Origin of the sequence: Nocardia sp. NPDC056611 (assembly GCF_042792755.1) — a bacterium.
Classification (GTDB): Bacteria; Actinomycetota; Actinomycetes; order Mycobacteriales; family Mycobacteriaceae; genus Nocardia.
This window is the reverse complement of sequence record NZ_JBHTVV010000002.1, coordinates 85820-106638: the sequence shown is the minus strand read 5'-3', so window position 1 is coordinate 106638 and position 20819 is coordinate 85820. Positions and strand designations below refer to the sequence as shown.

At 69.7% G+C, this 20819-nt stretch carries 26 protein-coding genes; 13 read left to right on the top strand and 13 right to left on the bottom strand.

Translation table 11 applies throughout. From position 1 onward, the window contains the following. Positions 1-3: 3 nt before the first annotated feature. Both ACFRAQ_RS08755 and ACFRAQ_RS08750 read right to left on the bottom strand, forming a co-directional pair. The gene (locus tag ACFRAQ_RS08755; RefSeq protein WP_379096236.1) at positions 4-2601 is read right to left on the bottom strand and encodes a DNA translocase FtsK 4TM domain-containing protein; all 2598 of its coding nucleotides are present in this window, start codon (positions 2599-2601) and stop codon (positions 4-6) included. A gap of 160 nt (positions 2602-2761) precedes the next feature. Continuing rightward, complete coding sequence (locus tag ACFRAQ_RS08750) at positions 2762-3379, bottom strand: TIGR03085 family metal-binding protein (RefSeq protein ID WP_379096233.1); 618 nt, start codon at positions 3377-3379, stop codon at positions 2762-2764. A gap of 245 nt (positions 3380-3624) precedes the next feature. Here ACFRAQ_RS08750 and ACFRAQ_RS08745 point away from each other — a divergent pair, with 245 nt between their 5' ends. Both ACFRAQ_RS08745 and ACFRAQ_RS08740 read left to right on the top strand, forming a co-directional pair. Beyond that, positions 3625-4014, top strand: a complete 390-nt coding sequence (locus ACFRAQ_RS08745) for a DUF4189 domain-containing protein (protein WP_379096230.1) — start codon at positions 3625-3627, stop codon at positions 4012-4014. A gap of 19 nt (positions 4015-4033) precedes the next feature. Next, positions 4034-4594: a hypothetical protein gene (locus ACFRAQ_RS08740; protein ID WP_379096227.1), complete on the top strand. Its 561-nt coding sequence runs from the start codon at positions 4034-4036 to the stop codon at positions 4592-4594. A gap of 261 nt (positions 4595-4855) precedes the next feature. Here the strand turns inward: ACFRAQ_RS08740 and ACFRAQ_RS08735 are convergent, their stop codons facing one another. Then, positions 4856-6916, bottom strand: coding sequence for a ribonuclease J (locus tag ACFRAQ_RS08735; RefSeq protein WP_379096225.1), 2061 nt, complete (start codon positions 6914-6916; stop codon positions 4856-4858). Continuing rightward, positions 6913-7821, bottom strand: coding sequence for a 4-hydroxy-tetrahydrodipicolinate synthase (dapA, locus tag ACFRAQ_RS08730; protein ID WP_379096222.1), 909 nt, complete (start codon positions 7819-7821; stop codon positions 6913-6915). The genes ACFRAQ_RS08735 and dapA overlap by 4 nt, the downstream gene beginning before the upstream one ends. Before the next feature lie 146 nt (positions 7822-7967). Here dapA and ACFRAQ_RS08725 point away from each other — a divergent pair, with 146 nt between their 5' ends. Beyond that, positions 7968-8411 carry a toxin-antitoxin system HicB family antitoxin gene (locus ACFRAQ_RS08725; protein ID WP_379096219.1) on the top strand — a complete coding sequence of 148 codons (444 nt, stop codon included), beginning with the start codon at positions 7968-7970 and terminating at the stop codon, positions 8409-8411. A 5-nt stretch (positions 8412-8416) separates the two neighbouring features. Here ACFRAQ_RS08725 and ACFRAQ_RS08720 read toward each other — a convergent pair whose 3' ends face one another. From ACFRAQ_RS08720 to wrbA, 3 genes are read right to left on the bottom strand one after another with little or no spacing between them, the layout of a single operon-like run. Next, positions 8417-9058: a DUF3558 family protein gene (locus ACFRAQ_RS08720; RefSeq protein WP_379096216.1), complete on the bottom strand. Its 642-nt coding sequence runs from the start codon at positions 9056-9058 to the stop codon at positions 8417-8419. Then, on the bottom strand, positions 9059-10462 hold the full coding sequence (locus ACFRAQ_RS08715; RefSeq protein ID WP_379096213.1) for an MFS transporter: 1404 nt from the start codon (positions 10460-10462) through the stop codon (positions 9059-9061). After that, a complete protein-coding gene (wrbA, locus tag ACFRAQ_RS08710; protein ID WP_379096210.1) occupies positions 10459-11082 on the bottom strand; it encodes an NAD(P)H:quinone oxidoreductase in 624 nt (207 codons plus the stop codon). The genes ACFRAQ_RS08715 and wrbA overlap by 4 nt, the downstream gene beginning before the upstream one ends. 72 nt (positions 11083-11154) lie before the next feature. Between wrbA and ACFRAQ_RS08705 the strand changes: the two genes are divergently transcribed. Together ACFRAQ_RS08705 and ACFRAQ_RS08700 are read left to right on the top strand one after the other, a co-directional pair. After that, positions 11155-11592 (top strand): MarR family winged helix-turn-helix transcriptional regulator, encoded by a 438-nt coding sequence (locus ACFRAQ_RS08705; protein WP_379096207.1) that lies wholly within the window; start codon positions 11155-11157, stop codon positions 11590-11592. Continuing rightward, a complete protein-coding gene (locus ACFRAQ_RS08700; RefSeq protein ID WP_379096204.1) occupies positions 11589-11762 on the top strand; it encodes a hypothetical protein in 174 nt (57 codons plus the stop codon). The genes ACFRAQ_RS08705 and ACFRAQ_RS08700 overlap by 4 nt, the downstream gene beginning before the upstream one ends. A 15-nt stretch (positions 11763-11777) precedes the next feature. Here the strand turns inward: ACFRAQ_RS08700 and ACFRAQ_RS08695 are convergent, their stop codons facing one another. From ACFRAQ_RS08695 to ACFRAQ_RS08675, 5 genes are all read right to left on the bottom strand, one after another. After that, positions 11778-12821, bottom strand: coding sequence for a hypothetical protein (locus ACFRAQ_RS08695; protein ID WP_379096201.1), 1044 nt, complete (start codon positions 12819-12821; stop codon positions 11778-11780). Continuing rightward, entirely contained in the window at positions 12808-14097 is a 1290-nt protein-coding gene (locus tag ACFRAQ_RS08690) for a sensor histidine kinase (protein ID WP_379096198.1), read from the bottom strand. The genes ACFRAQ_RS08695 and ACFRAQ_RS08690 overlap by 14 nt, the downstream gene beginning before the upstream one ends. Next, a complete protein-coding gene (locus tag ACFRAQ_RS08685) occupies positions 14094-14762 on the bottom strand; it encodes a response regulator transcription factor (protein WP_357097276.1) in 669 nt (222 codons plus the stop codon). Before ACFRAQ_RS08685 ends, ACFRAQ_RS08690 begins: the two co-directional genes overlap by 4 nt. Positions 14763-14877: 115 nt before the next feature. Further along, positions 14878-15330, bottom strand: a complete 453-nt coding sequence (locus tag ACFRAQ_RS08680) for a flavodoxin family protein (protein ID WP_357281016.1) — start codon at positions 15328-15330, stop codon at positions 14878-14880. A gap of 9 nt (positions 15331-15339) precedes the next feature. Next, on the bottom strand, positions 15340-15759 hold the full coding sequence (locus ACFRAQ_RS08675) for a hypothetical protein (RefSeq protein ID WP_379096194.1): 420 nt from the start codon (positions 15757-15759) through the stop codon (positions 15340-15342). On the opposite strand from ACFRAQ_RS08675, the gene ACFRAQ_RS08670 reads away from it, so the two are divergent. The 5 genes from ACFRAQ_RS08670 to ACFRAQ_RS08650 are packed head-to-tail and all read left to right on the top strand — an operon-like array spanning position 15734 to position 18231. Then, entirely contained in the window at positions 15734-16324 is a 591-nt protein-coding gene (locus ACFRAQ_RS08670) for a hypothetical protein (RefSeq protein WP_379096192.1), read from the top strand. The two genes, ACFRAQ_RS08675 and ACFRAQ_RS08670, sit on opposite strands and share 26 nt — an antisense overlap. Further along, positions 16324-17262, top strand: coding sequence for an alpha/beta hydrolase (locus ACFRAQ_RS08665; protein WP_379096190.1), 939 nt, complete (start codon positions 16324-16326; stop codon positions 17260-17262). Before ACFRAQ_RS08670 ends, ACFRAQ_RS08665 begins: the two co-directional genes overlap by 1 nt. Beyond that, positions 17259-17771 (top strand): saccharopine dehydrogenase NADP-binding domain-containing protein, encoded by a 513-nt coding sequence (locus ACFRAQ_RS08660; RefSeq protein ID WP_379096187.1) that lies wholly within the window; start codon positions 17259-17261, stop codon positions 17769-17771. The genes ACFRAQ_RS08665 and ACFRAQ_RS08660 overlap by 4 nt, the downstream gene beginning before the upstream one ends. Beyond that, on the top strand, positions 17731-18003 hold the full coding sequence (locus ACFRAQ_RS08655) for a hypothetical protein (protein WP_379096184.1): 273 nt from the start codon (positions 17731-17733) through the stop codon (positions 18001-18003). The genes ACFRAQ_RS08660 and ACFRAQ_RS08655 overlap by 41 nt, the downstream gene beginning before the upstream one ends. Before the next feature lie 3 nt (positions 18004-18006). Then, complete coding sequence (locus ACFRAQ_RS08650) at positions 18007-18231, top strand: hypothetical protein (RefSeq protein ID WP_379096181.1); 225 nt, start codon at positions 18007-18009, stop codon at positions 18229-18231. Positions 18232-18246: 15 nt separating this feature from the next. Here ACFRAQ_RS08650 and ACFRAQ_RS08645 read toward each other — a convergent pair whose 3' ends face one another. Beyond that, positions 18247-18735: a VOC family protein gene (locus ACFRAQ_RS08645; protein WP_379096178.1), complete on the bottom strand. Its 489-nt coding sequence runs from the start codon at positions 18733-18735 to the stop codon at positions 18247-18249. 70 nt (positions 18736-18805) lie between these two features. Between ACFRAQ_RS08645 and ACFRAQ_RS08640 the strand changes: the two genes are divergently transcribed. From ACFRAQ_RS08640 to ACFRAQ_RS08630, 3 genes are read left to right on the top strand one after another with little or no spacing between them, the layout of a single operon-like run. Next, on the top strand, positions 18806-19462 hold the full coding sequence (locus ACFRAQ_RS08640) for a TetR/AcrR family transcriptional regulator (protein ID WP_379096176.1): 657 nt from the start codon (positions 18806-18808) through the stop codon (positions 19460-19462). Further along, positions 19462-19731 (top strand): hypothetical protein, encoded by a 270-nt coding sequence (locus ACFRAQ_RS08635; RefSeq protein WP_379096173.1) that lies wholly within the window; start codon positions 19462-19464, stop codon positions 19729-19731. The genes ACFRAQ_RS08640 and ACFRAQ_RS08635 overlap by 1 nt, the downstream gene beginning before the upstream one ends. Positions 19732-19786: 55 nt before the next feature. Then, positions 19787-20791, top strand: a complete 1005-nt coding sequence (locus ACFRAQ_RS08630) for a PHP domain-containing protein (protein WP_379096170.1) — start codon at positions 19787-19789, stop codon at positions 20789-20791. Positions 20792-20819 lie beyond the last annotated feature (28 nt).

Sequence of the window (20819 nt, the reverse complement as noted above, 5' to 3'; positions counted from 1 at the left end):
AAACTACTCGGGCTCAGCGTCATCCGCGGCAGGTTCGCCGCCGCCGCCCCGGATGGACCAGAGCAGGCCGTCGAGTTCGTCGGGCTTGATGAGAACATCGCGGGCCTTGGAGCCTTCCGACGGGCCGACCACTCCCCTGGTTTCCATCAGGTCCATGAGGCGGCCCGCCTTGGCGAAGCCGACGCGGAGCTTGCGCTGGAGCATGGACGTCGAGCCGAACTGGGAGGTGACCACCAGTTCGATGGCTTGCAGGAGAAGGTCGAGATCGTCGCCGATATCGGGGTCGACGTCCTTCTTCTCGCCGGCCTTGGCGGCGGTGACACCCTCCTGGTAGTCGGGCTCGGCCTGGGTCTTGGCGAAATCGACGACGCCGGCGATCTCCTCGTCGGAGATGAAAGCGCCCTGGAGACGAGTCGGTTTACTCGCGCCCATGGGGAGGAACAGGCCGTCACCCATACCGATCAGCTTCTCCGCGCCGGGCTGATCGAGGATGACTCGGGAGTCGGTCAGCGAGGACGTGGCGAAGGCCAGGCGGGAGGGGACGTTCGTCTTGATCAGACCTGTCACCACGTCCACCGACGGGCGCTGGGTCGCCAGCACCAGGTGAATGCCCGCGGCACGGGCCTTCTGGGTGATGCGGACGATGGCGTCCTCGACGTCACGGGGAGCGGTCATCATGAGGTCGGCGAGCTCGTCGACGATGGCCAGGATGTACGGGTAAGGGCGATACACCCTTTCGCTGCCCAGCGGAGTGGTGATCTGACCCGACTTCACCTTGCGGTTGAAGTCGTCGACGTGGCGGACCTTGCTGGCCTGCATGTCCTGATAACGCTGCTCCATCTCCTCCACCAGCCAGGCCAGCGCGGCGGCCGCCTTCTTGGGCTGGGTGATGATGGGCGTGATCAGGTGCGGAATGCCCTCGTAGGGCGTCAGTTCCACCATCTTGGGGTCGATGAGGATCATGCGCACCTCCTCAGGGGTGGCGCGGCACAGCAGCGAGACCAGCATCGAGTTGACGAAACTGGACTTACCGGAACCGGTGGAACCCGCCACCAGCAAGTGCGGCATCTTGGCCAGATTCGCGGTGACGAACTCGCCTTCGATGTTCTTGCCCAAGCCGATCACCAGCGGATGGTGGTCGTTGCGGGTGCTGGAAGCCTTCAATACGTCGGCCAGGCGCACCAATTCGCGGTCGGCATTGGGGACCTCGATACCGACGGCCGACTTGCCCGGGATCGGAGCCAGCAGGCGCACGTTCTCGGTGGCCACCGCGTAGGCCAGGTTGCGGGCCAGCGCGGTGATCTTCTCGACCTTCACGCCCGGGCCCAGCTCCACCTCGTAGCGGGTGACCGTCGGGCCGCGCACGAAACCGGTGACCGCGGCGTCGATCTTGAACTGGACCAGCACCTCGGTGATGGCCTCGATCATGGATTCGTTTGCCGCGCTGCGCTTCTTCGGCGGATCGCCGTCGGTCAACAGGGACAGCGACGGCAGTGTGTAATCGCCGTCCACCTCGCGGTCGGTGACGAACTCCAACTGCTCCGGCGGCGGCGGAGTCTGGTCGACCACCGCGGGAACGGGCTTGGGGGGCTTGGCCTTCGCCGGGGCGGGCCGCGGCTTCTCCCCCGGCTGGACGATCTCCTTCGCGTCCTGCAACGGGGGCTCGCCGAGGATCTCGGTGACCGCGTCCGAACCGCCGAACTCGTCGGCCGGATAGTTCTCCGACGGGGTGCGGCCACGACGCTTGCGCACCTCGGGAGCGTGCAGCGGGAAACCGTCCGCGTCGTAGTTGGACGGATCGTAGGGGTCATCGGAGTAGCGGTCGTATTCGTCGCCGCCCGCGCCGGTGCCGAAGATCTCCCGCAGGCGTTCGGGCACATCCCGGACCTGAGTGCCGGTCAACAGCAGCAGGCCGAAACCGATGGCCAGCATGAGCAGCGGCACCGCCAGGAACGCGGACAGCCCCTCCGAGAGCGGTCCGCCGACCACGTAACCGACGAAACCGGCGGCGTGTGCGCGACCGTGCGCGTCCGACGGGGAACCCGCGGCCAGATGCCACAAGCCCAGGATCGGCAGACCCGCCATCAGCCCGCCCAGCACCAAGCGCGGCCGGATCTCCGGCTGCGGCTCGGTGCGCATCAGAATCACCGCGATCGCCACCAGCACGAACGGCAGTGCCGCCGAAGCCGATCCGGACACCGCCCGCACCGCGGTATCGACCCAGTGCCCGACCGGGCCACCCGCCGACAGCCACACCGCCGCCACGATCAGGAAGGCGAAAGCCACCAGGCCCAGCGCGATCCCGTCACGCCGGTGGCCGTGCTCGATCTCCCCCGCCCGGCTGACCGCCCGCGTCGTCGCGCCCAGACCCCGCGCCATCATGGTCCAGCCGCTGGTCACACCACGCCGGACCACCGCCAGCGGGGCCGTATTGGACTGCGCTCGCCGGGGTGCGGGACGCCGAGCCGGAGCCTTGCGTGCCGTTGTGCCGCGGCCCTTGGCCGGGGTGCGTTGGGTGCGCGCGCGGGACTGCGCGGGAGTCTGCCCCCGCGTGGCCCCCGCTCGCGTACGTGACGTTCCGGTGCGGGCCTTACCTGCCATGCGTCCCAGGCTAGCCGCAACAGCACCACCCGGACCATCCGCAACACCCGGCCCACCCGAATCAGAAACTGTGGCGATCACAACGAAAAACCACCGTCGACGCCGCGATCAGGCGGGAAACCACCGGGTCAGCGGGGTGCCACACACCCCTCGGGGCAGATTAGACGCTGCGATCGAGCGCGTGCACCAACTCGACATCGTCCGGCGCGCCGGTCGCCTCCAGGCGGACCGCGTTGCGCCCGAAAGCGTGCAGCAGCAGCTCCGAGGGCGGACCGGCCAGCACGACCGTACGATCCCCGGCCTGCCGCGCCACCGTACGGCGGCCGTCCGGCGTGGCCAGCGCGACGGTAATCGGCGACTTGCGATAGGCCATGCGGGCCAAGCCCGTCAGCACCTTCCACAGCCGGTCCTCGTCGGCCGCGGACAGGGTGCGGGGCTCCCAGCCGGGCGCGCCACGGCGGACGTCCTCGTGGTGGACGAACATCTCGGTGGTGTTCATCAGGGCGTCGACCGGGCGCAGGTAGAACGGCGGGCCGGAGCGCACCTCGTCGAGCAGCTGCGCGAACGGGCGTTCCGTGACCTTGCGCTGCACGCTGTCCAGATACGGGGCGAACGGCTTGAGCAGGATGCCGGGGGCGGCGTCCGGGCGACGCTCACGAACGACCAAGTGCGCGGCCAGATCCCGGGCCGTCCACTCCCCGCACAGGGTCGGCGCGTCGGGGCCAGCTTCGGCCATCGCCTGAACCAGGGCCTGGCGCTCACGTTGGGCCATATTCATAAGGGGGACCTTAGTCCGGGTTGTCCGGGTTCGCACCGGGGCGTTAAGGAAACCACACGGTCTCCCATAAGCGCCGCCGCTGATCATGATCTGGCACCGGATGTGACAACACAGCCGGAGGCGGCCCGCAACGCGCTGCCGCCGCACAAACCACAGATGCCGGTTGGCGTCAACACTTCCGTATCGGTAACTTGATCCCTCGGTCCATAGGGTCGTGGACCCGAAAGCACAAGAAGGGCAACACCTTGAAGAAGATCGTCAGCGGCGCAGCCGTGATGGTCGCGGCCGTCGGTTCCCTGCTCGCTGGGACCGCCGCTCCGGCCAACGCCTACCAGGACTACAACTACGGCGCCATCGCGCTGTCGGTGTCGACCGGTCGTATCGGCTACTCCTACGACTATTCCGACAGCCCCGCGGCGCAGAACGCCGCCATGAGCTCGTGCACCTACAACGACTGCAAGATCGTCGCGCGCTTCTCGAACGGCTGCGGCGCGGTCGCCTACTCCTCGCGCGACGGCTACTACACCTTCGGCGCCGCGTCCTCGCGGATCGCCGCCAAGAACCAGGCGCTCAACCGGAACTCGAGCGGCGCCACCATCATTCACTGGAACTGCACCACCGGTTACCAGCTCTGAAATCACGGGGAGAATTTCGTTGAAGCACACCGTTTTCCGCGCGACCGCCGCGCTGATGCTGGCCACCTCGGCCTTCGGCCTGGTGGCCTGCAGCAAGTCCGATGACACCAGCAAGGCCGCCGCCACCACCTCGGCCGCCCCCGCCGGCAAGTTCGACGGCAGCACCGACGGCGGCGACGCCAAGCTCACCGGCGCGGCCCCGGCCCCCACCACGGCGGCCGACCTGCCCAAGCCCTCGGTCGCGGACCTGAACGACAAGGTCACCAAGGCGTTCGACCCGTCGATCGACTCCAAGACCAAGACCGACTGGATCGAGAACGCCGGGCTGGACCCGCAGCTCGCCCAGAAGCTGGTCGACGCCGCCAAGGCCAACAACGTCAAGATCAAGATCACCAACGTGGGCGACCCCGCCGAGGGCAAGCTCAAGGCCGACGCCGACGTCACCATCGACGGCAAGCCGGTCCAGAACGCGACCGTCTCCTTCGTCGCCGACGGCACCGACTGGAAGATCGACCACAACTACGCCTGCAGCATCGTCAAGGCCGCCAAGCTCGACTCGGCCGCCTGCCAGGACAAGTAAAACTCTTGTGGTTCCCGCCCCAGGCGGGGTGCTGCCTCCGGCAGGGGTAATCGCCTGCGGCGGGATTGCCGCCTGCGGCAGGCAAATTCGCCTGCGGCAGGCCTCGCGCTGACGGCAAGCGGCGGGCCTTTCGCCAGCGGCGGGCCTCACGTCAGCGCTGCGGCTGGTCGCCCAGGGCGGATCATTCGCCGGCAGAATGCAATCGCCCCGACAGCTTCTTGCTGTCGGGGCGATTTCTGTTGCGCTGCTCGACCTTTGGGGTCAGACGCCGATGACCGTGGGGACGATCATGGGGCGGCGGCGGTACTTCTCGGCGACCCAGCGGCCGACGACGCGGCGGACGGACTGGGCGATGCGGTGGGTGTCGGTGACGCCCTCGACGGCCAGGCGGTGCAGTTCGCTCTCGACGAGTTCCTGGGCGCCGGAGAGGGCCTCGGGGTCGTCGGAGAAGCCGCGGCCGCTGACCTCGGGGGTGCTGACGGCCTTGCCGGTCGCGGAGTCGACGGCGACATTGATGGAGATGAAGCCGCCCTCACCCAGGACCAGACGGTCCGAGAGGGTGGACTCGCCGACGTCGCCGACCGAGAGGCCGTCGACGTAGACCTGGCCGACGGGGACGCGGCCGGAGATCGTGGCGATGCCGTCGACCAGGTCGACCACGACGCCGTTCTCGGCCAGGATGACCCGCTCCTCGGGGACGCCGGTCGCCACCGCGAGGGCGCCGTTGGCGCGCAGGTGCCGCCACTCACCGTGCACGGGCATGGCGTTGGTCGGACGGACCGCGTTGTACAGGTACAGCAGCTCGCCCGCCGAGGCGTGGCCGGAGACATGGACCTTCGCGTTCTGCTGGGTGACGACCGTCGCGCCCAGGCGAGCCAGGCCGTTCACCACCGCGAACACCGCGTTCTCGTTGCCCGGGATCAGCGAGGAGGCCAGCACCACCAGGTCGTCGGCGCGGATATTGATCTGACGGTGGTCGCCGCGCGCCATGCGCGACAGCGCCGACAGCGGCTCACCCTGCGAACCGGTCGAGATCAGCACCAGCTTGTGCACCGGCAGGTTGGCGGCCTGATCCAGATCCACCACCAGGTTGTCCGGGATCTCCAGGTAACCGAGATCCTGAGCGATCTGCATATTGCGGACCATGGACCGGCCCACAAAGCAGACCCGGCGGTCGTAGCGCTGCGCCACGTCCACCACCTGCTGGATGCGGTGCACATGAGAGGCGAAGGAGGCCACGATGACCCGGCCCTTGGCCTTACCGATCACATTGTCGAGCACCGGGCCGATCTCACGCTCGGGCGTCACGAAACCCGGAACCTCGGCATTGGTGGAGTCGACCAGGAACAGGTCCACACCCTCGTCGCCCAGGCGGGAGAAACCGGCCAGGTCGGTGAGGCGGCCGTCGAGCGGCAGCTGATCCAGCTTGATGTCGCCGGTGTGCAGCGCGATGCCCGCGGGCGTGCGGATCGCCACCGCGATGGCGTCGGGGATGGAGTGATTGACCGCGAAGTACTCGCACTCGAACGCGCCGTGCTGGGTGCGCTCGCCCTCGCTGACCTCGATCAGGTTGGGCTGCAAGCGATGCTCGCGGCACTTGGCCGCCACCAGCGCGAGAGTGAACTTGGCGCCGATCACCGGGATGTCGCGGCGCAGGCGCAGCAGGAACGGCACCGCGCCGATGTGGTCCTCGTGACCGTGGGTCAGGATCACCGCGGCGATGTCGTCCATCCGGTCCTCGATGGGACCGAAGTCGGGCAGGATCAGGTCGACGCCGGGCTGCTGGTCCTCGGGGAACAACACACCGCAGTCGACGATCAGCAGCTTGCCGTCGTATTCGAAAACGGTCATGTTGCGGCCGATCTCACCGATACCGCCGAGCGCGAACACCCGCAGGCCGCCCTTGGGGGCCTTCGGCGGGGTGCCCATGGCGTGCGGATCGCGCGGGGCCGGAGCCTGGTCGCGGCCGCCCTGGCGGGAACGGCCACCGCCGCCGCGGCGGTTGCGGTCGCCGCGGTTGCGGGAATCGTCCTGGCGCGAACGGGATTCGTCCGGACGGGAACGGGGGGCCTCGTCGGCCGGTCTGGACTGGGCGGCCTTGCCGCGGACCGAGGAGCGGCCGCGGGCCGCGCGCTCGCGGGCGGGCTCGGCTTCCGCGCGGGCCGGGGCGGCCGACGCCGGTTCCGGCTGCGCGGCAGCCGAACTCACGGTTTCGGGCGCGGCAGCGGGCGGCGCGGCGGGAGTAGGCTGCGCGGGTGCGGGAGCCGGGGCGCCGGCGGCGCGGCTGGCACTGCGACGGGGGCGGCGAGCGGGGCTGGTCACGCAATCACCCCCGCGGCACGCAGGTCCACGGCGAGCTCGTCGAGCTGGTCGCCGTTCGGCATGAGTTGTGGCAAGCGTGGTTCTCCGGTCTCGACTCCGAGCAGGCGCAGCGCGCCCTTGGTCATGGCGACGCCGCCCAGACGCGACATGGCGCGGTTCAGCGGGGCCATGCTGACATTGATCTCACGGGCCCGGGCGATGTCCCCGGCCTGGTAGGCATCGATCAGGGCGCGCAGGCGGTCCGGCACGAGATGCCCGATGACACTGATGAATCCGGTCGCGCCGATCGAGAGCCACGGCAGGTTGAGCACGTCGTCGCCGGAGTAGAAGGCCAGCCCGGTCTCGGCGATCAGCTCCGCGCCCGCGCCCAGATCGCCCTTGGCGTCCTTGACGGCGACGATGTTCGGGTGCTCGGCGAGACGGCGAATGGTGTCGGTCGCGATGGGGACCACCGAGCGCGGCGGAATGTCGTAGAGGGTGACCGGCAGATCGGTCGCGTCCGCGATGGCGGTGAAATGGGCGAACAGGCCGTCCTGGTTGGGACGCGAGTAGTACGGAGTCACGACCAGCAAACCGTGGGCGCCCGCGCGCTGCGCGTTGCGGGACAGTTCGATGCTGTGAGCGGTGTCGTAAGTGCCGGTGCCCGCGATGACGGTGGCGCGGTCGCCGACGGCGTCGACGACGGCGCGCAGCAGGTCGAACTTCTCGGACTCGGTGGTGGTGGGCGACTCGCCGGTGGTTCCGGAGATCGCGAGCAGATCGACGCCGCCGTCGATCAGACGGGCGGCCAGCGCGACACCGGCATCGACGTCGAGCTTGCCTTCGGCGGTAAAGGGGGTCACCATCGCGACACCTACTGTGCCGGACGCGCGCAGCTCGGTTCGCGTCGATTCACCGTTCGTCATAGTCAGAAGGCTACAGCGTCGCTGGAACGGGTTTTGCATCGTTATACCCGAACCGTGCCCCGCAGGTTGGCGATTCGACTCGAGCGCCCGTTTCTGGCGTCAGAAGTTTCCTTGAATGACACCACCCATGACGTCACACTGGTGTCATGGATCTGAACAAGTACACCGCCCAACTCCGTGAGAACCTCATCGCCGCCGCGGCCCTCGGCGACGAGAAAACCCAGGCCACCGCCGCCGCCCTGGCCGCCGCCACCGAGAACTCCGCCCGCCTGATCCTGCTCTCCGCCCTCTCCGAGCTGGCCGCCGAGGTGAGCACCACCCTCCCCGACCGGACCGTCCACGTCTCCGTCGACGGTACCGACGCCCACGTCGATGTGCGCAAGACCGCAGCCACCGACGAGCACCCCACCTTCGAGGAGGTCACCGGCGACATCAGCCGCGTCACCCTCCGCCTGGTCGAACAGCTCAAATCCCGCGCCGAGGAAGCCGCCGCCCAGAGCGGCGTATCCCTCAACTCCTGGCTGTCCTCCACCGTCCAGTCCGCCCTCCGCGATCAGATGAGGAAGGGCGGCCGCTGGGACGAGTCCTGATCCCGTCAGGGCAACTGGCCCGCCAACGCCGAACCGAACGTGCGCGCGTCGGCGCAGGAGTCGAAGCCGTCCTGCTGCACCCGCAAGGTCTTGGCGACGAAGGCGACGCTGCCGTCACCGGTGAAGGTGGTGACATAGCAGCCCAGGTGATGGGTGTCCTGGGCCGCGCGGTACTCGACCGCCTGCCTGCCACCCAGCGCCACCGGGGTGAACTGCACGTATTTGCCACCGGCCTGGAGATCCGCCAGCGTGTCGGAGCTCGACGCGATGGTCAGCTCCACCGTTCTCGCGGTGTCCTGCCACCGGCAGCTCCGTGAGCCGGGCACGCCGGGGTTGTCGAGCCTCGTCTTGGAAGCGGCGTTCAGGCCCGCCGACGAGACCGCGGCATCCGACAGGCCGCACGGGTTCCAGAGCGCGGGTGGCGTCGACTCCGGAATCGGGGTCGGAGCCTTCGAGACGGTATCGACATCGGGGGCGGCCGGGGCCGTGACGTCCGGAGTCGCCGCGCTGACGGTCGCGCTCGCCGTGGTGACGGTGACGCCCGGCGATGGCCGGTCGACCACCGTCGCGTCATCGCAGCCCGCGAGCAGCAGGGCCGAGCCGACGGATGAGACCAGGACTGCGATGACAGAGGTTCTGGCGGACATTCAGGAAACCCTTTCCGATTCGGTTGCTTTCATGAGTGCGCTGGCGATCACCGCGATCGCCACCGCGATTCCGGCCGCTACGACGAAGACCCGGCCGTAGGCCGCCGCCGAGCCCGCGATCGTCGCGAATACCGCCAAGCCGATCGCCCCGCCGACCTGATTGGCGGTGCCCGCCAAGCCGCCGACGATCCCCGCATCACCGTCCGGGGCGTCCGAGGTGGCCACGGCCATGAGAGTCGGGAACGTCAGACCGATGCCGACGGCGATGAGCAGCGTCGGGCCGAGAACACCCAGGAGATAGCCGCTGTCGGCGCCGACGCGGGTCAGCCAGGCGAATCCGGCAAGGAGGCAGGCGCTTCCGGCGAGGATCTGCGGGCGGGCGCCGGTTCGCGGGAGGAGGGTGGCGGACACTCGCGCGAACACCAGGAACGTCACCGCGGCCGGAGCCTGTCCGAGCCCGGTACGCAATGCGCTGTAGCCCAACACGTTCTGAAGCAACAGCGAGGTGAAGTACCACATGGCGATGCCGATCGCGCCGAACAACAGCAGCAGGGTGTTGCCGACGGCGACCGGCCGAATCCGGAACAGCCGCGGCGGCACCAGCGGCCGGGCGGCGACACGGGCCTCCACCGCGAGGAAGACGATCAGCAACAGCACGCCCAGGGCGACCGGACCGGCGACCACACCCGACAGCCAGCCATGATCGGCGCCGCTCATGACACCGAAGATGACCGCGGCGAGCCCGGCGGTCCCGGTGACCGCGCCGAGGAGGTCCAGTGATTCGCGGTGCACGCGGCGTCCAGCGGTCAACGACAGCAGGGCAAGTCCGGTCAAGGCCACACCGATCGGCACGTTGATGAGGAAGACCCACCGCCACGACAGCCCGGTGGTGATGGCCCCGCCCGCCAGCGCACCGGCCATTCCGCCGATCCCGCCCGCCGCCGACCACGCCCCGAATGCCCGTGCGCGCGTGCGGGTCTCGGTGAATTCGGTGTTGATCACCGCCAGCGTCGCGGGCGCCAGCAGCGCGGCCCCGATCCCCTGCGCGAACCGAGCCGCTACCAGCAACTCCGCGGTGGTGGAGATGCCGCCGATCAGACTCGCCGCCGAGAACACCGTCAACCCGATGATCAGCATCCGCCGCTGACCGAACAGGTCCGCGGCGCGACCGCCGAGCAGCATGAACCCGGCGAAGGCGAGTAGATAGCCGTCGACCACCCAGGCCACGCCCGCGGCACTGAATCCGAGATCCCGTTGCACGGAGGGCAGCGCGACATTCACGATGGACGAGTCCAGGATGACCATGAACTGGCAGGCGCAGACCAGCGCCAGGATCAACCGCACTCGACCGGAATGCGTTCCATCCCTAGATGTCTCGACACTCGGGTCGGCGATGGCGTTCATTCCCGGCCCACCAGGACGCCGGTGCGCAGCCGCGCGGCGATCCGGGCCAATCGCGCCCCCTGGTAGGCGGCGGCCTCCAGCGCGGCCTCATCCGGCCCGTGACCGTCCGGTCCGGTGACATACGAAGTGCCGTAAGGATTTCCACCCGCCGCGGAGACGGCCGGATCGGTGAATCCGGGCGGCACGATCAGCGCACCCCAGTGGTAGAACACGTTGGCCAGGGACAGAATCGTCGCCTCGCTGCCGCCGTGCCGGTGGAAGGCCGAGGTGAAGGCCGTGACCGGCTTGTCGGCCAGCGCGCCCTCGCGCCACAGGCCGCCGGCCTGGTCGATGAACTGTTTGAGCTGTGCGGCCGGTGCGCCGAAACGCGTCGGCGTCCCGAACGCGAGCGCGTCCGCCCAGGCCAGGTCCTCGAGCGAGGCCTCGGGGACCGATCGCGTCGCATCGGCGTGCTTGCGCCACAGCGGGTTCTGATCGATCGCCGCGGCGGGTGCGAGTTCGGCGACGCGGCGCACGCGCACCTCGGCTCCGCTCGCTTCGGCTCCCGCCGCGACGGCCTGCGCGAGGGTGTGCACGGTTCCTGTCGCGCTGTAGTAGATGACGGCGACCTTCACGAGCATGGCGACTCCAGGATTGCTAGAATTAGTTATCCGCATAATGTTATGCCGATAACTATCCTGTCAAGGAGACCCGTGGACTTCGAGCAAGCCGATGCCATCAACCAGGCCATACGCCTATTGACCCTGCGCCACCGAGCAAGGGCCGCAACGCTGTTGGCGCCGCTCGGGCTGCATACCGGGCAGGAGGCGCTGTTGCTGGAGCTCGCCCGGAGCGGGCCGATGATTCAGGCGCAGCTGAGTGGCGCGCTCGGGTGCGAGCCGCCCAGTGTCACGTTGATGACGAAGAAACTCGAAGCGTCCGGGCACATTCGGCGGGCGCCCGCGCCGAACGACAAGCGGGCCAGTGTCGTCGAGCTCACCGAGAGCGGGCGGCAGGTCACCGAGAAGGTGAAGCGGCTGTGGCGGGACCTGGCCGAGGAGACCGTGACCGGACTACCGGAGCGAACCGTGGCGGAACTGCCCGCGCTGTTGGCGACCCTGACGGGGAATGTGGACAGCAGACAGCGGTGAGGGGCTTCGACTCGTCCGAACGCATCGCACCGCCGATCGACTTCGGCTACGAGGGAGAGATCGAGAGCCTCACGCATCTGGGTTCGGGGCAGGTCGCCGTGGGCGCGTGGACGCCGGCCGGTCGACTCACCCTCCGCGTGCGCCTCATCGAAGGGAAGGGCAGTGACTGACAACGGTGCTTGTGCCTAGTCGGTCATGGTGGTGACTCGGCCGTCCTGGTCGATCTCGGTGCGGCGGTCCTGGGTGGGGGCGGTAGCGAGGACGGTCGCCAGGACGGGGCGGCCCAGAGGCAGGACTCGGATGGTGACCCGGCCCGCGTTGGTCGCGTCCAATTCCTTGGTGGCGGCATCGATCACGCGGCGGCGGACCCATTCGGGGACTCCGGCGAAGCCGCCGTCGTCGAGGAGGATCACTTCGACGCCGCGGCCGCGAGCGCCGCGGGCGGCGCCGCTGAGTTCGTCGGTGACCAATTGGGGCGCGCGCAGACCGTCGCGGAGTTCGGCCTCGAGCAGGCGGCATTCCTCGCGTTCGGCGGCGGTGAGTTGCGCGCCATCGGCGATGCGCTCGAGGATCGGGCGGGCCACGCGGTCCAGGCGGGCCAGTTGGCGGGTGCGTTCGCTGTCGGCGGCGGCCATGGTGGCCTCGGCGGTGGCGCGCATGAGAGCGTCCTCGCGCAGGATGCGCAGCGAGCGCTGCATGGGGCGCATGATGGCGGTGAAGACCGAGATCGCGGTGATGGTGCCGACCGGGACCATGGAACCGATCAGGGTGCCCGGATCCAGGTGCGAACCGCCCAGGCCGAGGGTGACCAGGACCGCGGCCACGGCGATGACTCCGGCCCACGCGGTGCGAACCCGCCCGCGCAGCACCAGGACTCCGAGCACGTAGGACGAGGCGAACGCCGACCACACCGACTCGTGCGGCAGGTCGCGCACCGGGGTCATGACGGTCAGCGCGGTCGCGATCGGCGGCACGGCGGCCCCGTACAGGGCGACGGGAATCGGCAGCGGGTCGACCGGGATCGCGGTGACCAGCGCGCCCGCGCTGAGCATCAGCACCAGTGCGGCCAGCGCCGCCCACAGCGGGGCCTGCCCGAAATTGCGGGCCATGTACAGCGCGATGACGGCTTCCAGGATGAGCAGGAACCACCACGCGGTGCTGCCCCGCAGCCCGAGCAGATCGCGCAGCCCGAAGCGGGGGTCCAGATCCATGCCGTCAGCGCGAGCCATCGCCACCCCACACCAAGGTCACGGTGGTGCCCTCGCCCGGCTGGGATTCCACGAACGCCGAGCCGCCCGCCAACTGGCGCATGCGGCCCAGGATGCTCATGGAGAGGCCGAGCCGATCGGCGGACACGGCGGCCAGGTCGAATCCGGCCCCGTTGTCGCTGAACACGATCCGGATGCTGCCCGCGCTGACGGTGGCGGTCACCGTGCGCCGCACCTCGCGGCCCGGGACGGCGGCGTGGCGGAGGCTGTTCTTGACGGCCTCGGTGAGCGCGGCGGCGATGGTGCTGGCCGAGTGCACCGGCATGCGCAGGTCGTCGAAGCCGGGCCAGGTGCGGGTGGCGAAGCGGATGCTCGGATTGATCTCCTGCACCGCGGCGCGCAGGAACAGCAGCGCCGAACGGGCGTCGAGCAGGTCCGGATCACGTTCCGCGCCACGGTATTCGTCGAGTTGTTCGAGGGTGCGTTCGGCCTGCCGCCGCACCACATCGGATTCGGCGCCGGCGCGCGAGGCCTCCAAAAGCGTGGAGAGCACGGCGTCGTGGATGAGCGCCGCGAACCGCGAGCGTTCCCGGTCACGCGCCTGCGCGGCGGCCTGGGCGGCGGCACGGCGGCTCGCGATGGCGGATTCGCGGTCGACCCGGGCCGCGGCGCCGACGGCGGCGGTACCGCACCACAGGAACAGGGCCGCCAATCCCGCCGAGCGCAGGAAGTTCTCGATGATGTGCTGCGGCGTCACCTCGCCGACCGTGTACACGGTGGCCAGCGCGGCCGACGCGGACGCGGCCAGCAGATAGATCAGCGTCGTCCGGCCCGACCAGGCCAGCACGCCCGCGCTCACCGCGAGCGCGGTCACCCGGTACGGCCAGATATTGGTGGCGTCGACAGTGTGCGGGGCGAAACCGAGCGGGATGGTGGCGAGCGCGCCGAGGAAACTGACCGCGGCGCAACCACACACGAACCTGATGGCCTTGGTCCCCGCTACCGCCGACACCACGCCGATGATCGGATACCAGCCGAACACGAGCGCCATCGCCGCCACCGACCACCACACCGACGCGTAGCGGCCCTGTTCGGCGACCTCCGGCAGTTCGCCGCCGCCGATGATGGCGCCCGCGATGCCGATGGAGATGCCGAGCCGACGCATGATGCGGTCGTAGGCGGCGGTGGCCGGATCCTCGGTCGCCTTCACGCGGGCACGCACCCGCCGGGTGAGCGCCGTGAGCGAGGGCATGGACCGGGGAGCGGCCGTCGAGTCGAGGGCGCTCGTGGCGGTCATGCCCGCGGACTCCGCTCCGGAACGGGCAGCCACCCGTCCTCGACGGCCCGCTTGTAGAGGTCGGTCTTGGTCGGGGCCGGGCGTCCGGCGTCGGCGTACTTCTGCCGGATGCGGCCCAGATAGTCGTTGACGGTCTGCTCGGACAGCCCGGTCATACGGGCCACCCGCGACGCCTTCTCCCCCGAGGCGTACAGCTGCAGCACCTGCTGCTGACGCGGGCTCAACCCGACATCCTGCAATTGCGGGTCGCCGTCGATGGCGGCGGCCCAGTCGGTGGTGACCACCTGTTCGCCATGTGCGGCCCGGCGCACCGCGGCGACCACGGTCGCCGCGTCCTCGGACTTGCGCACCACACCCAGCACGCCCGCCCGCGCGGCCGATCGCACCAGGAACGGATTGTCCGCACCGGTGAACACCAGCACCTCGATCCCCCGCTCGCGCAGCGCGCGCACATTGTCATCGGGCGAGGAGCCGTCGGCGAGCCGCAGATCCAGCACCACCAGATCCAGTTCCGGCCCGGCCGCCAGCAGTTCCGCGACGGTTCCCGCGGTGATCACCAACTCCAGATCGGCTTCCGGGGCCAGCATGGCCGACAACCCCAGCACCACCGATTCATGATCCTCGACCAGCCCGATACGGCGTGTCCCCGACTCTTGCGCCTCCACGGCGGCCGTCACCTCTTCCCACACTCACAAAGAGCGTTCCGGGAGAACGCCCCCTCGAGTATGACCGGACCACCCGCGAATGTGTCAGACACCAGAATTCGGGGGCATCCGAGTCTCACTCCATCAATCGCGCCGCGACGGTCGCGCCCAGCTCCCAGCACCGCTCGATATCGGACTTCTCGGGCTTGCCCGAAATGATCACCGGCGCGGCCGCTTTCTCCCACCCCAGCCCGGTGGTCGCGCTCTCGACACTGCGTTCCGCGCCCTCGGTGCCCTGATTGCCGTGGATGTAGAGCCCGTACGGGCGACCCTTGGTCGAATCCAGGCACGGATAGTAGAAGGTGTCGAAGGCGTGTTTGAGCGCCCCGCTCATGTAGCCGAGGTTGGCCGGGGTGCCGAGGAGATAGCCGTCGGCGGCGAGGACATCGCTGGCGGTGACGCCGAGGGCCGGGCGGCGGATCACCTCGACGCCCTCGATCTCCGGATCGGTCGCGCCCGCCAGCACCGCCTCGAACATCTCCTGCATGAACGGCGACGGGGTGTGGTGGACGATCAGCAGCGTGGGCACGGTGCGAGCCTACGATCCCTGGCCGCGATAGGGGTCGACCACGACGTGGACCAGGCGCAGGGCGGTGGCGACGGCGTGGTCGGCGTCGCCCTCGGCGAGGCCGAGCAGCGGGTCGAGGCCCTGGACGTGGGGAGCCAGGGCGATTTGCGGCAACAGCAGGAGGAGCAGGGCCAGCAGCGCCTCGGTGTCGGTGCCGGGGCGCAGTGCGCCGGTGGCGACCCCGGCGTCGAAGAGGGGACGCAGGACCGCGAGGTAGCGGACGTTGACCGATTCGCGGACGGCGGTCCGGGCGACGGGGTCCGGCTCGAGGTTGGCCGCGGCGGTCATGGCGCGTTCGAGCGGGTGGTCGTAGAAGTAGCGGACCCACGCCTCGAGCAAGGCTTCGAAGGAACCGAAGAAGTCGGTGTCCCAGCGCAATTCGCGCGCCACCGCCTCCATGCCGGCGCGGATCCGCTCACTCGACCGACTGGCGCACGGCGCGATCACGCCGGTCCCGAACATCGATCACTTCGACGGCGACGAGGTGGTGTTCACCGACGGCCGCCGGGTGGCCGCCGACCTGGTGGTGTTCTGCACCGGCTACAAGATCAGCTTCCCGTCCTTCGACCACGACTTCCTCGACCCGTCGGGTGACAATCGAATCCGCCTGTACCGGCGCGTGTTCCATCCCGCGGTGCCGGGCCTGTACTTCGTGGGCCTGGTGCAGCCGCTGGGCGCGATCATGCCGATCGCCGAACGCCAGGCCCAGCTGATCGCCGACCATCTCCAGGGCCGGTACCACCTGCCGAGCTGCGCCGACATGGACAGCGAGATCGCCGCGCACCGGCGCGGCATCCAGCGCCGCTACGTCGCCTCCAAACGGCACACCATCCAGGTCGACTTCGACGACTACATGCGCGATCTGCGCCTGGAGCGTGAACGCGGAGCCCGCCGACCCGCCGGGCTGTCGGCCGCCGACCGCCCCGCCCGCCGCGCCGCCGAGGTGATCGCGTGATGAGCGGAAACCCCACGGGCACGACCACACACGACGTGCGCTTCCCCTCCGGCAACGGCGACCAGTGCGCCGCCACCCTCTATCTGCCCGAGCCGCGCCCGGGGGTCCGACCGCCGGTGGTGGTGATGGCGCACGGGCTCGGCGCGATCCGCGCCATGGGCCTGGCCGCCTATGCCGAGCGGTTCACCGCCGCCGGATACGCCTGCTTGGTGTTCGACTACCGCCACTTCGGCGACAGCGACGGCGCGCCCCGCTATCTGCTCTCGACCCGCGAGCAGCGCGCGGACTGGATCGCCGCACTGTCGTTCGCCCGGCGCCTCCCCCAGGTCGACAATGCCCGGATCATCGCCTGGGGCACGTCCTTCGGCGGCGGGCATGTCATTCACACCGCCGCGAAACGCCCGGCCGGACTGGTCGCGGCGATCGCGCAGTGCCCCTTCACCGACGGCGTCGCCTCCACCCTCGCGGTCTCGCCGATCAACTCGATCAAGGCCACCGCCGCGGGCGTGCGCGATGTCGCGGCCATGCTGCTCGGGCGGGAACCACACATGATCACCACCGCCGGGCCCGCGAACGGCACCGCGCTGATGACCGCGCCCGACGCCGAATCCGGTTATCTGGCACTGGTTCCGCCCGGCGCCGACTTCCGCAACGAGGCCGCGGCCCGGGTGGTGTTCGACATCCTCACCGATCGGCCCGGCCGCCACACCGCCCGCATCCAGGTGCCGATCCTGTTCTCGGTGTGCGAAACCGATTCCGTCGCACCGGCGAAACCCACCCTGCGCTACGCCGCGCGGGCACCGCGCGGCGAGGTCCGCACCTACGCGGACGGGCATTTCGACATCTATCGCGGTGCGGCCTTCGAGCGGGCGGTCACCGATCAGCTCGCCTTCCTCCGCCTCCATGTCCCGATCACACCGGAAGGAGACACCCCATGACCGGACGCATCGTGCTGCTGGGCGCGACGGGCTACACCGGCGACCTGGTGTTGCACGCGCTGCTGCGACGCGGCATCAAACCCGTTCTGGCCGGGCGCAATCGCGCGGCCGCGCGGGCGCTCGCCGAACAGGCGGGCGGCCTGGAATTCGCGGTCGCCGACGCCTCCGACACCGCGAGCATCACCGCGCTGGTGAGCCCAGGCGATGTGCTCATCACGACCGTCGGACCCTTCGAACGGTTCGGCTACCCGGTCGCGGAGGCCGCCGCGCTGGCCGGAGCCCACTACATCGATTCCACCGGCGAGGTCGGTTTCGTCCGCGAGTTGCAGGGCCGATTGCACGGCATCGCGCGGGCCAACGGCTCGATCATGCTGCCCGCCTTCGGCTACGACTACGTGCCGGGCGTGCTCGCCGGGACGCTGGCCGCGCTCCCTGGGCCGCAAGCTGATCGACGCGTGCACCCGGCCGGTGATCGGCCTGCCCGGCGGACCCGATGCCGCCGAACGTGAGCGCACCCGCTCCCATGTGGTCGCGGTCGCCACCGGCCCGACCGGCCCGCTCGCCGAGGTCCATCTCGAAGGTCCGAGCATCTACAACCTCACCGGTGAGCTGATCGCCTGGGCCGCACAGCAACTCGCGTCCGATGCGGGGCGCACCGCGGGTGTCGTCGGCCCGATCGAGGCGTTCGGGTTCGACGGATTGCGCGACGGCTGCGCCGACATCGGCCTGACCCCGGTGTGATCGATGAGCCCCGACGAGCAGGCGCTCATCGACCTCGCCCTGGTCTGGCAGCCTTTCGGCGGCCCGCCCGCCGGTGAGATCCTCACCACGCTCGGGCTCAGCGCGCCCGAGTTCCGGGCCCGCGTCCGCCGAATCCTGGCCACCCGGGGCACCCGCGTCGAGGAGCCGATGCGCCGGCACGCGCGGGCGGTCCCCCGTTCGTACCTCCACGACGCGGGCCGCCCTTGACGCGCACCGCTCGAATCACTGAATCTCGTTGCCTCGCAACGCGATCTCGCGTTCCTTGGCTTCCGCGGTCTGGCGTGGATTGTCGATGGTGACGGGTTCGTCGCCGAGTTCGGTGTGGGATTGCATGGAGTAGAAGCGGACTTCGTGACCGTCGGGGTCGCGCAGCTCGGGCAGGATCCAGCCGAGGCTGGCGCGGTGCACCCCGGCATGGGATTCGCCGAGGCCGCTCAGATGCCGGGCCAGCGTTTCCAGGGCGGCTCGATCCGGGACGCCGATCGAGAAGAAGTCGAATCCCACGGAGGCGGCGGCCATTTCGGGATGTAGGCGCAGGCCGAGCATCGGTCCGCCGGCGGCGTGGTGCAGGACGACACCCCTCAGGACGCCCTGCTCCTGGAATTCGAGGCCGACGGTGTAGCCGAGGCGGCTGCGGTACCAATCGATGGCCCGTGCCAGATCCGACACGGGAACTTTGAGGTGATGCACCCCGGCGAGTGTGGGGATCATCGCTGCTATCCTTTGCAGTATCGATGTATTTATGCAGTATCACTGTAGTGATGCAGTTAGGATGCAGCAGTTGAGTCCGGGTGTCAAGAAGTCGTCCCCGCTGTGGGACGCCCGCAAGGCCGAGACCGAGCGCAAGATCCTCGACGCGGCGCGGCGGCTGTTCATCGCCGACGGCTACGCGGCGACCTCGCTGGCCGCGGTCGCCGACGCCGCCGAGGTGGGTTCGCGCACGGTCTACCTGCGCTTCGGCTCCAAGGCCGAACTGCTCAAACGCACTATCGACGTGGCGATCGTCGGCGACACCGAGGACGTCGACCTGGCCCACCGCGACTGGCACATCCGGGCCGGGACCGCGCCCACCCTGCACGAACGCGTCACCGCCTACGCCCAGGGCGCGCGGCAGCTCATGGAACGCGCGGCGCCGCTCATCGCGGCCGCCGTCGCCGCTGAGGCCAGCGAACCGGTCATCGCCGAGGCCGCCCGGGCCGGACGCGCCGCCACCCAGCAACATGTCGCGGAGCTGTGGCAGCGCATGCGCGCCGACGGACTGCTGCACCCCGAGGCGGATCTCGACTGGATCATCGGAACGGTCGGCCCGCTCGCCCAGGCCGACACCTATAACCTCATGGTCAGCACCCTCGGCCTGGACCCGGACGGTTACCAACGGTGGCTCTACGGCACGTGGATGCGCCTGGCCACGAGGTCCTCGACGCTTGCGGAGTGCTGATGAAGATCGCCCACACGATCGGGGTTGTCGCGGGCCTGGCCCTGATACTGATCGGATTGTTCCGGCTGTCGCTGCCCGTGGAATGTGACGGTCACTCCATGAACATCGGTCAGGTCTGCCATGAGACCAGCAAGGGCCGCCCGGTGGTGCGGAGCTACGACGAGCAACGCTCCCTGCGCGATTCGACCACGGGATTCCTGGTCGTCGGCGGCGTGATCGTGGCGGCCGGGTCGGCGGTACTGCTGCGCCGGACGCTGCGGGCGGAGTGAGCGCGGGCTCGCCGAGAACACACCGAGCGAACGCGCGGCGGGCACACTGGTAGCCATGGATCCTGTCGTCGCGCTCCGCATGATCGCGTTCTTCAAGGACCGGGCCCGCGAGGATTCGCGGCGGGTGATGGCCTACCGCAATGCCGCCGACATCATCGAGGCCCTCGACGACGAGCAGCGGGAGCGACTGGGCCGCACCGGAGATTGGCAGTCCCTGGCCGGGGTCGGGCCCAAGACGGCGGCGGTGATCGCGCAGGCGTGGGCCGGTCGCGAGCCCGACACCCTGGTCCAATTGCGCACCGCGGCCAAGGATCTCGGCGGCGGTGCGCTGCGGGCCGCGCTCAAGGGCGACCTGCACGTGCACTCGAACTGGTCCGACGGGTCGGCGTCGATCGTGGAGATGATGGCCACCGCGCAGGCCCTGGGCCACGAATACTGCGCGCTGACCGACCATTCCCCGCGGCTGACGGTGGCCAACGGCCTCTCGCCGGACCGGTTGCGACAGCAGCTCGACGTGATCGACGAACTGCGGGACCGTTTCTCCCCCATGGTCATCCTGACCGGCATCGAGGTCGACATCCTCGACGACGGCAGCCTCGATCAGGAGCCCGAACTCCTCGACCGCCTCGATATCGTGGTCGCCAGCGTCCATTCCAAGCTGAAGATGGACGCCGCCGCCATGACCCGGCGCATGGTGCGCGCGGTCTCGGGCGGCCGCGCCACCGTGCTCGGCCACTGCACCGGCCGCCTGGTCGAAGGCAATCGCGGCACCCGCCCCGAGTCGAGTTTCGATGCCGCGCAGGTCTTCTCGGCCTGCCGCGACCACGGGGTCGCGGTCGAGATCAACTCCCGCCCCGAACGCCGTGACCCGCCGACCCGCCTGCTGAAACAAGCCCTCGAGCTGGGCTGCCACTTCTCCATCGACACCGACGCCCACGCGCCCGGCCAGCTCGACTTCCTCGGCTACGGCGCCCAACGCGCCCTCGACAACGGCGTGCCCACCGACCGGATCATCAACACCTGGCCGGTGGACAAGCTCCTGGCCTGGGCGTCGTCCTGACCGCGTTCACTTGACGGTCGGGATCCCG

Bases quoted from the DNA above. Each gene is read 5' to 3' on its own strand.
- ACFRAQ_RS08755 (WP_379096236.1), bottom strand. From the start codon at position 2,601: ATGGCAGGTAAGGCCCGCACCGGAACGTCACGTACGCGAGCGGGGGCC.
- ACFRAQ_RS08750 (WP_379096233.1), bottom strand. From the start codon at position 3,379: ATGAATATGGCCCAACGTGAGCGCCAGGCCCTGGTTCAGGCGATGGCC.
- dapA (WP_379096222.1), bottom strand. From the start codon at position 7,821: ATGACGAACGGTGAATCGACGCGAACCGAGCTGCGCGCGTCCGGCACA.
- ACFRAQ_RS08725 (WP_379096219.1), top strand. From the start codon at position 7,968: ATGGATCTGAACAAGTACACCGCCCAACTCCGTGAGAACCTCATCGCC.
- ACFRAQ_RS08720 (WP_379096216.1), bottom strand. From the start codon at position 9,058: ATGTCCGCCAGAACCTCTGTCATCGCAGTCCTGGTCTCATCCGTCGGC.
- ACFRAQ_RS08715 (WP_379096213.1), bottom strand. From the start codon at position 10,462: ATGAACGCCATCGCCGACCCGAGTGTCGAGACATCTAGGGATGGAACG.
- wrbA (WP_379096210.1), bottom strand. From the start codon at position 11,082: ATGCTCGTGAAGGTCGCCGTCATCTACTACAGCGCGACAGGAACCGTG.
- ACFRAQ_RS08695 (WP_379096201.1), bottom strand. From the start codon at position 12,821: ATGGCTCGCGCTGACGGCATGGATCTGGACCCCCGCTTCGGGCTGCGC.
- ACFRAQ_RS08690 (WP_379096198.1), bottom strand. From the start codon at position 14,097: ATGACCGCCACGAGCGCCCTCGACTCGACGGCCGCTCCCCGGTCCATG.
- ACFRAQ_RS08665 (WP_379096190.1), top strand. From the start codon at position 16,324: ATGAGCGGAAACCCCACGGGCACGACCACACACGACGTGCGCTTCCCC.
- ACFRAQ_RS08660 (WP_379096187.1), top strand. From the start codon at position 17,259: ATGACCGGACGCATCGTGCTGCTGGGCGCGACGGGCTACACCGGCGAC.
- ACFRAQ_RS08650 (WP_379096181.1), top strand. From the start codon at position 18,007: ATGAGCCCCGACGAGCAGGCGCTCATCGACCTCGCCCTGGTCTGGCAG.
- ACFRAQ_RS08645 (WP_379096178.1), bottom strand. From the start codon at position 18,735: ATGATCCCCACACTCGCCGGGGTGCATCACCTCAAAGTTCCCGTGTCG.
- ACFRAQ_RS08635 (WP_379096173.1), top strand. From the start codon at position 19,462: ATGAAGATCGCCCACACGATCGGGGTTGTCGCGGGCCTGGCCCTGATA.
- ACFRAQ_RS08630 (WP_379096170.1), top strand. From the start codon at position 19,787: ATGGATCCTGTCGTCGCGCTCCGCATGATCGCGTTCTTCAAGGACCGG.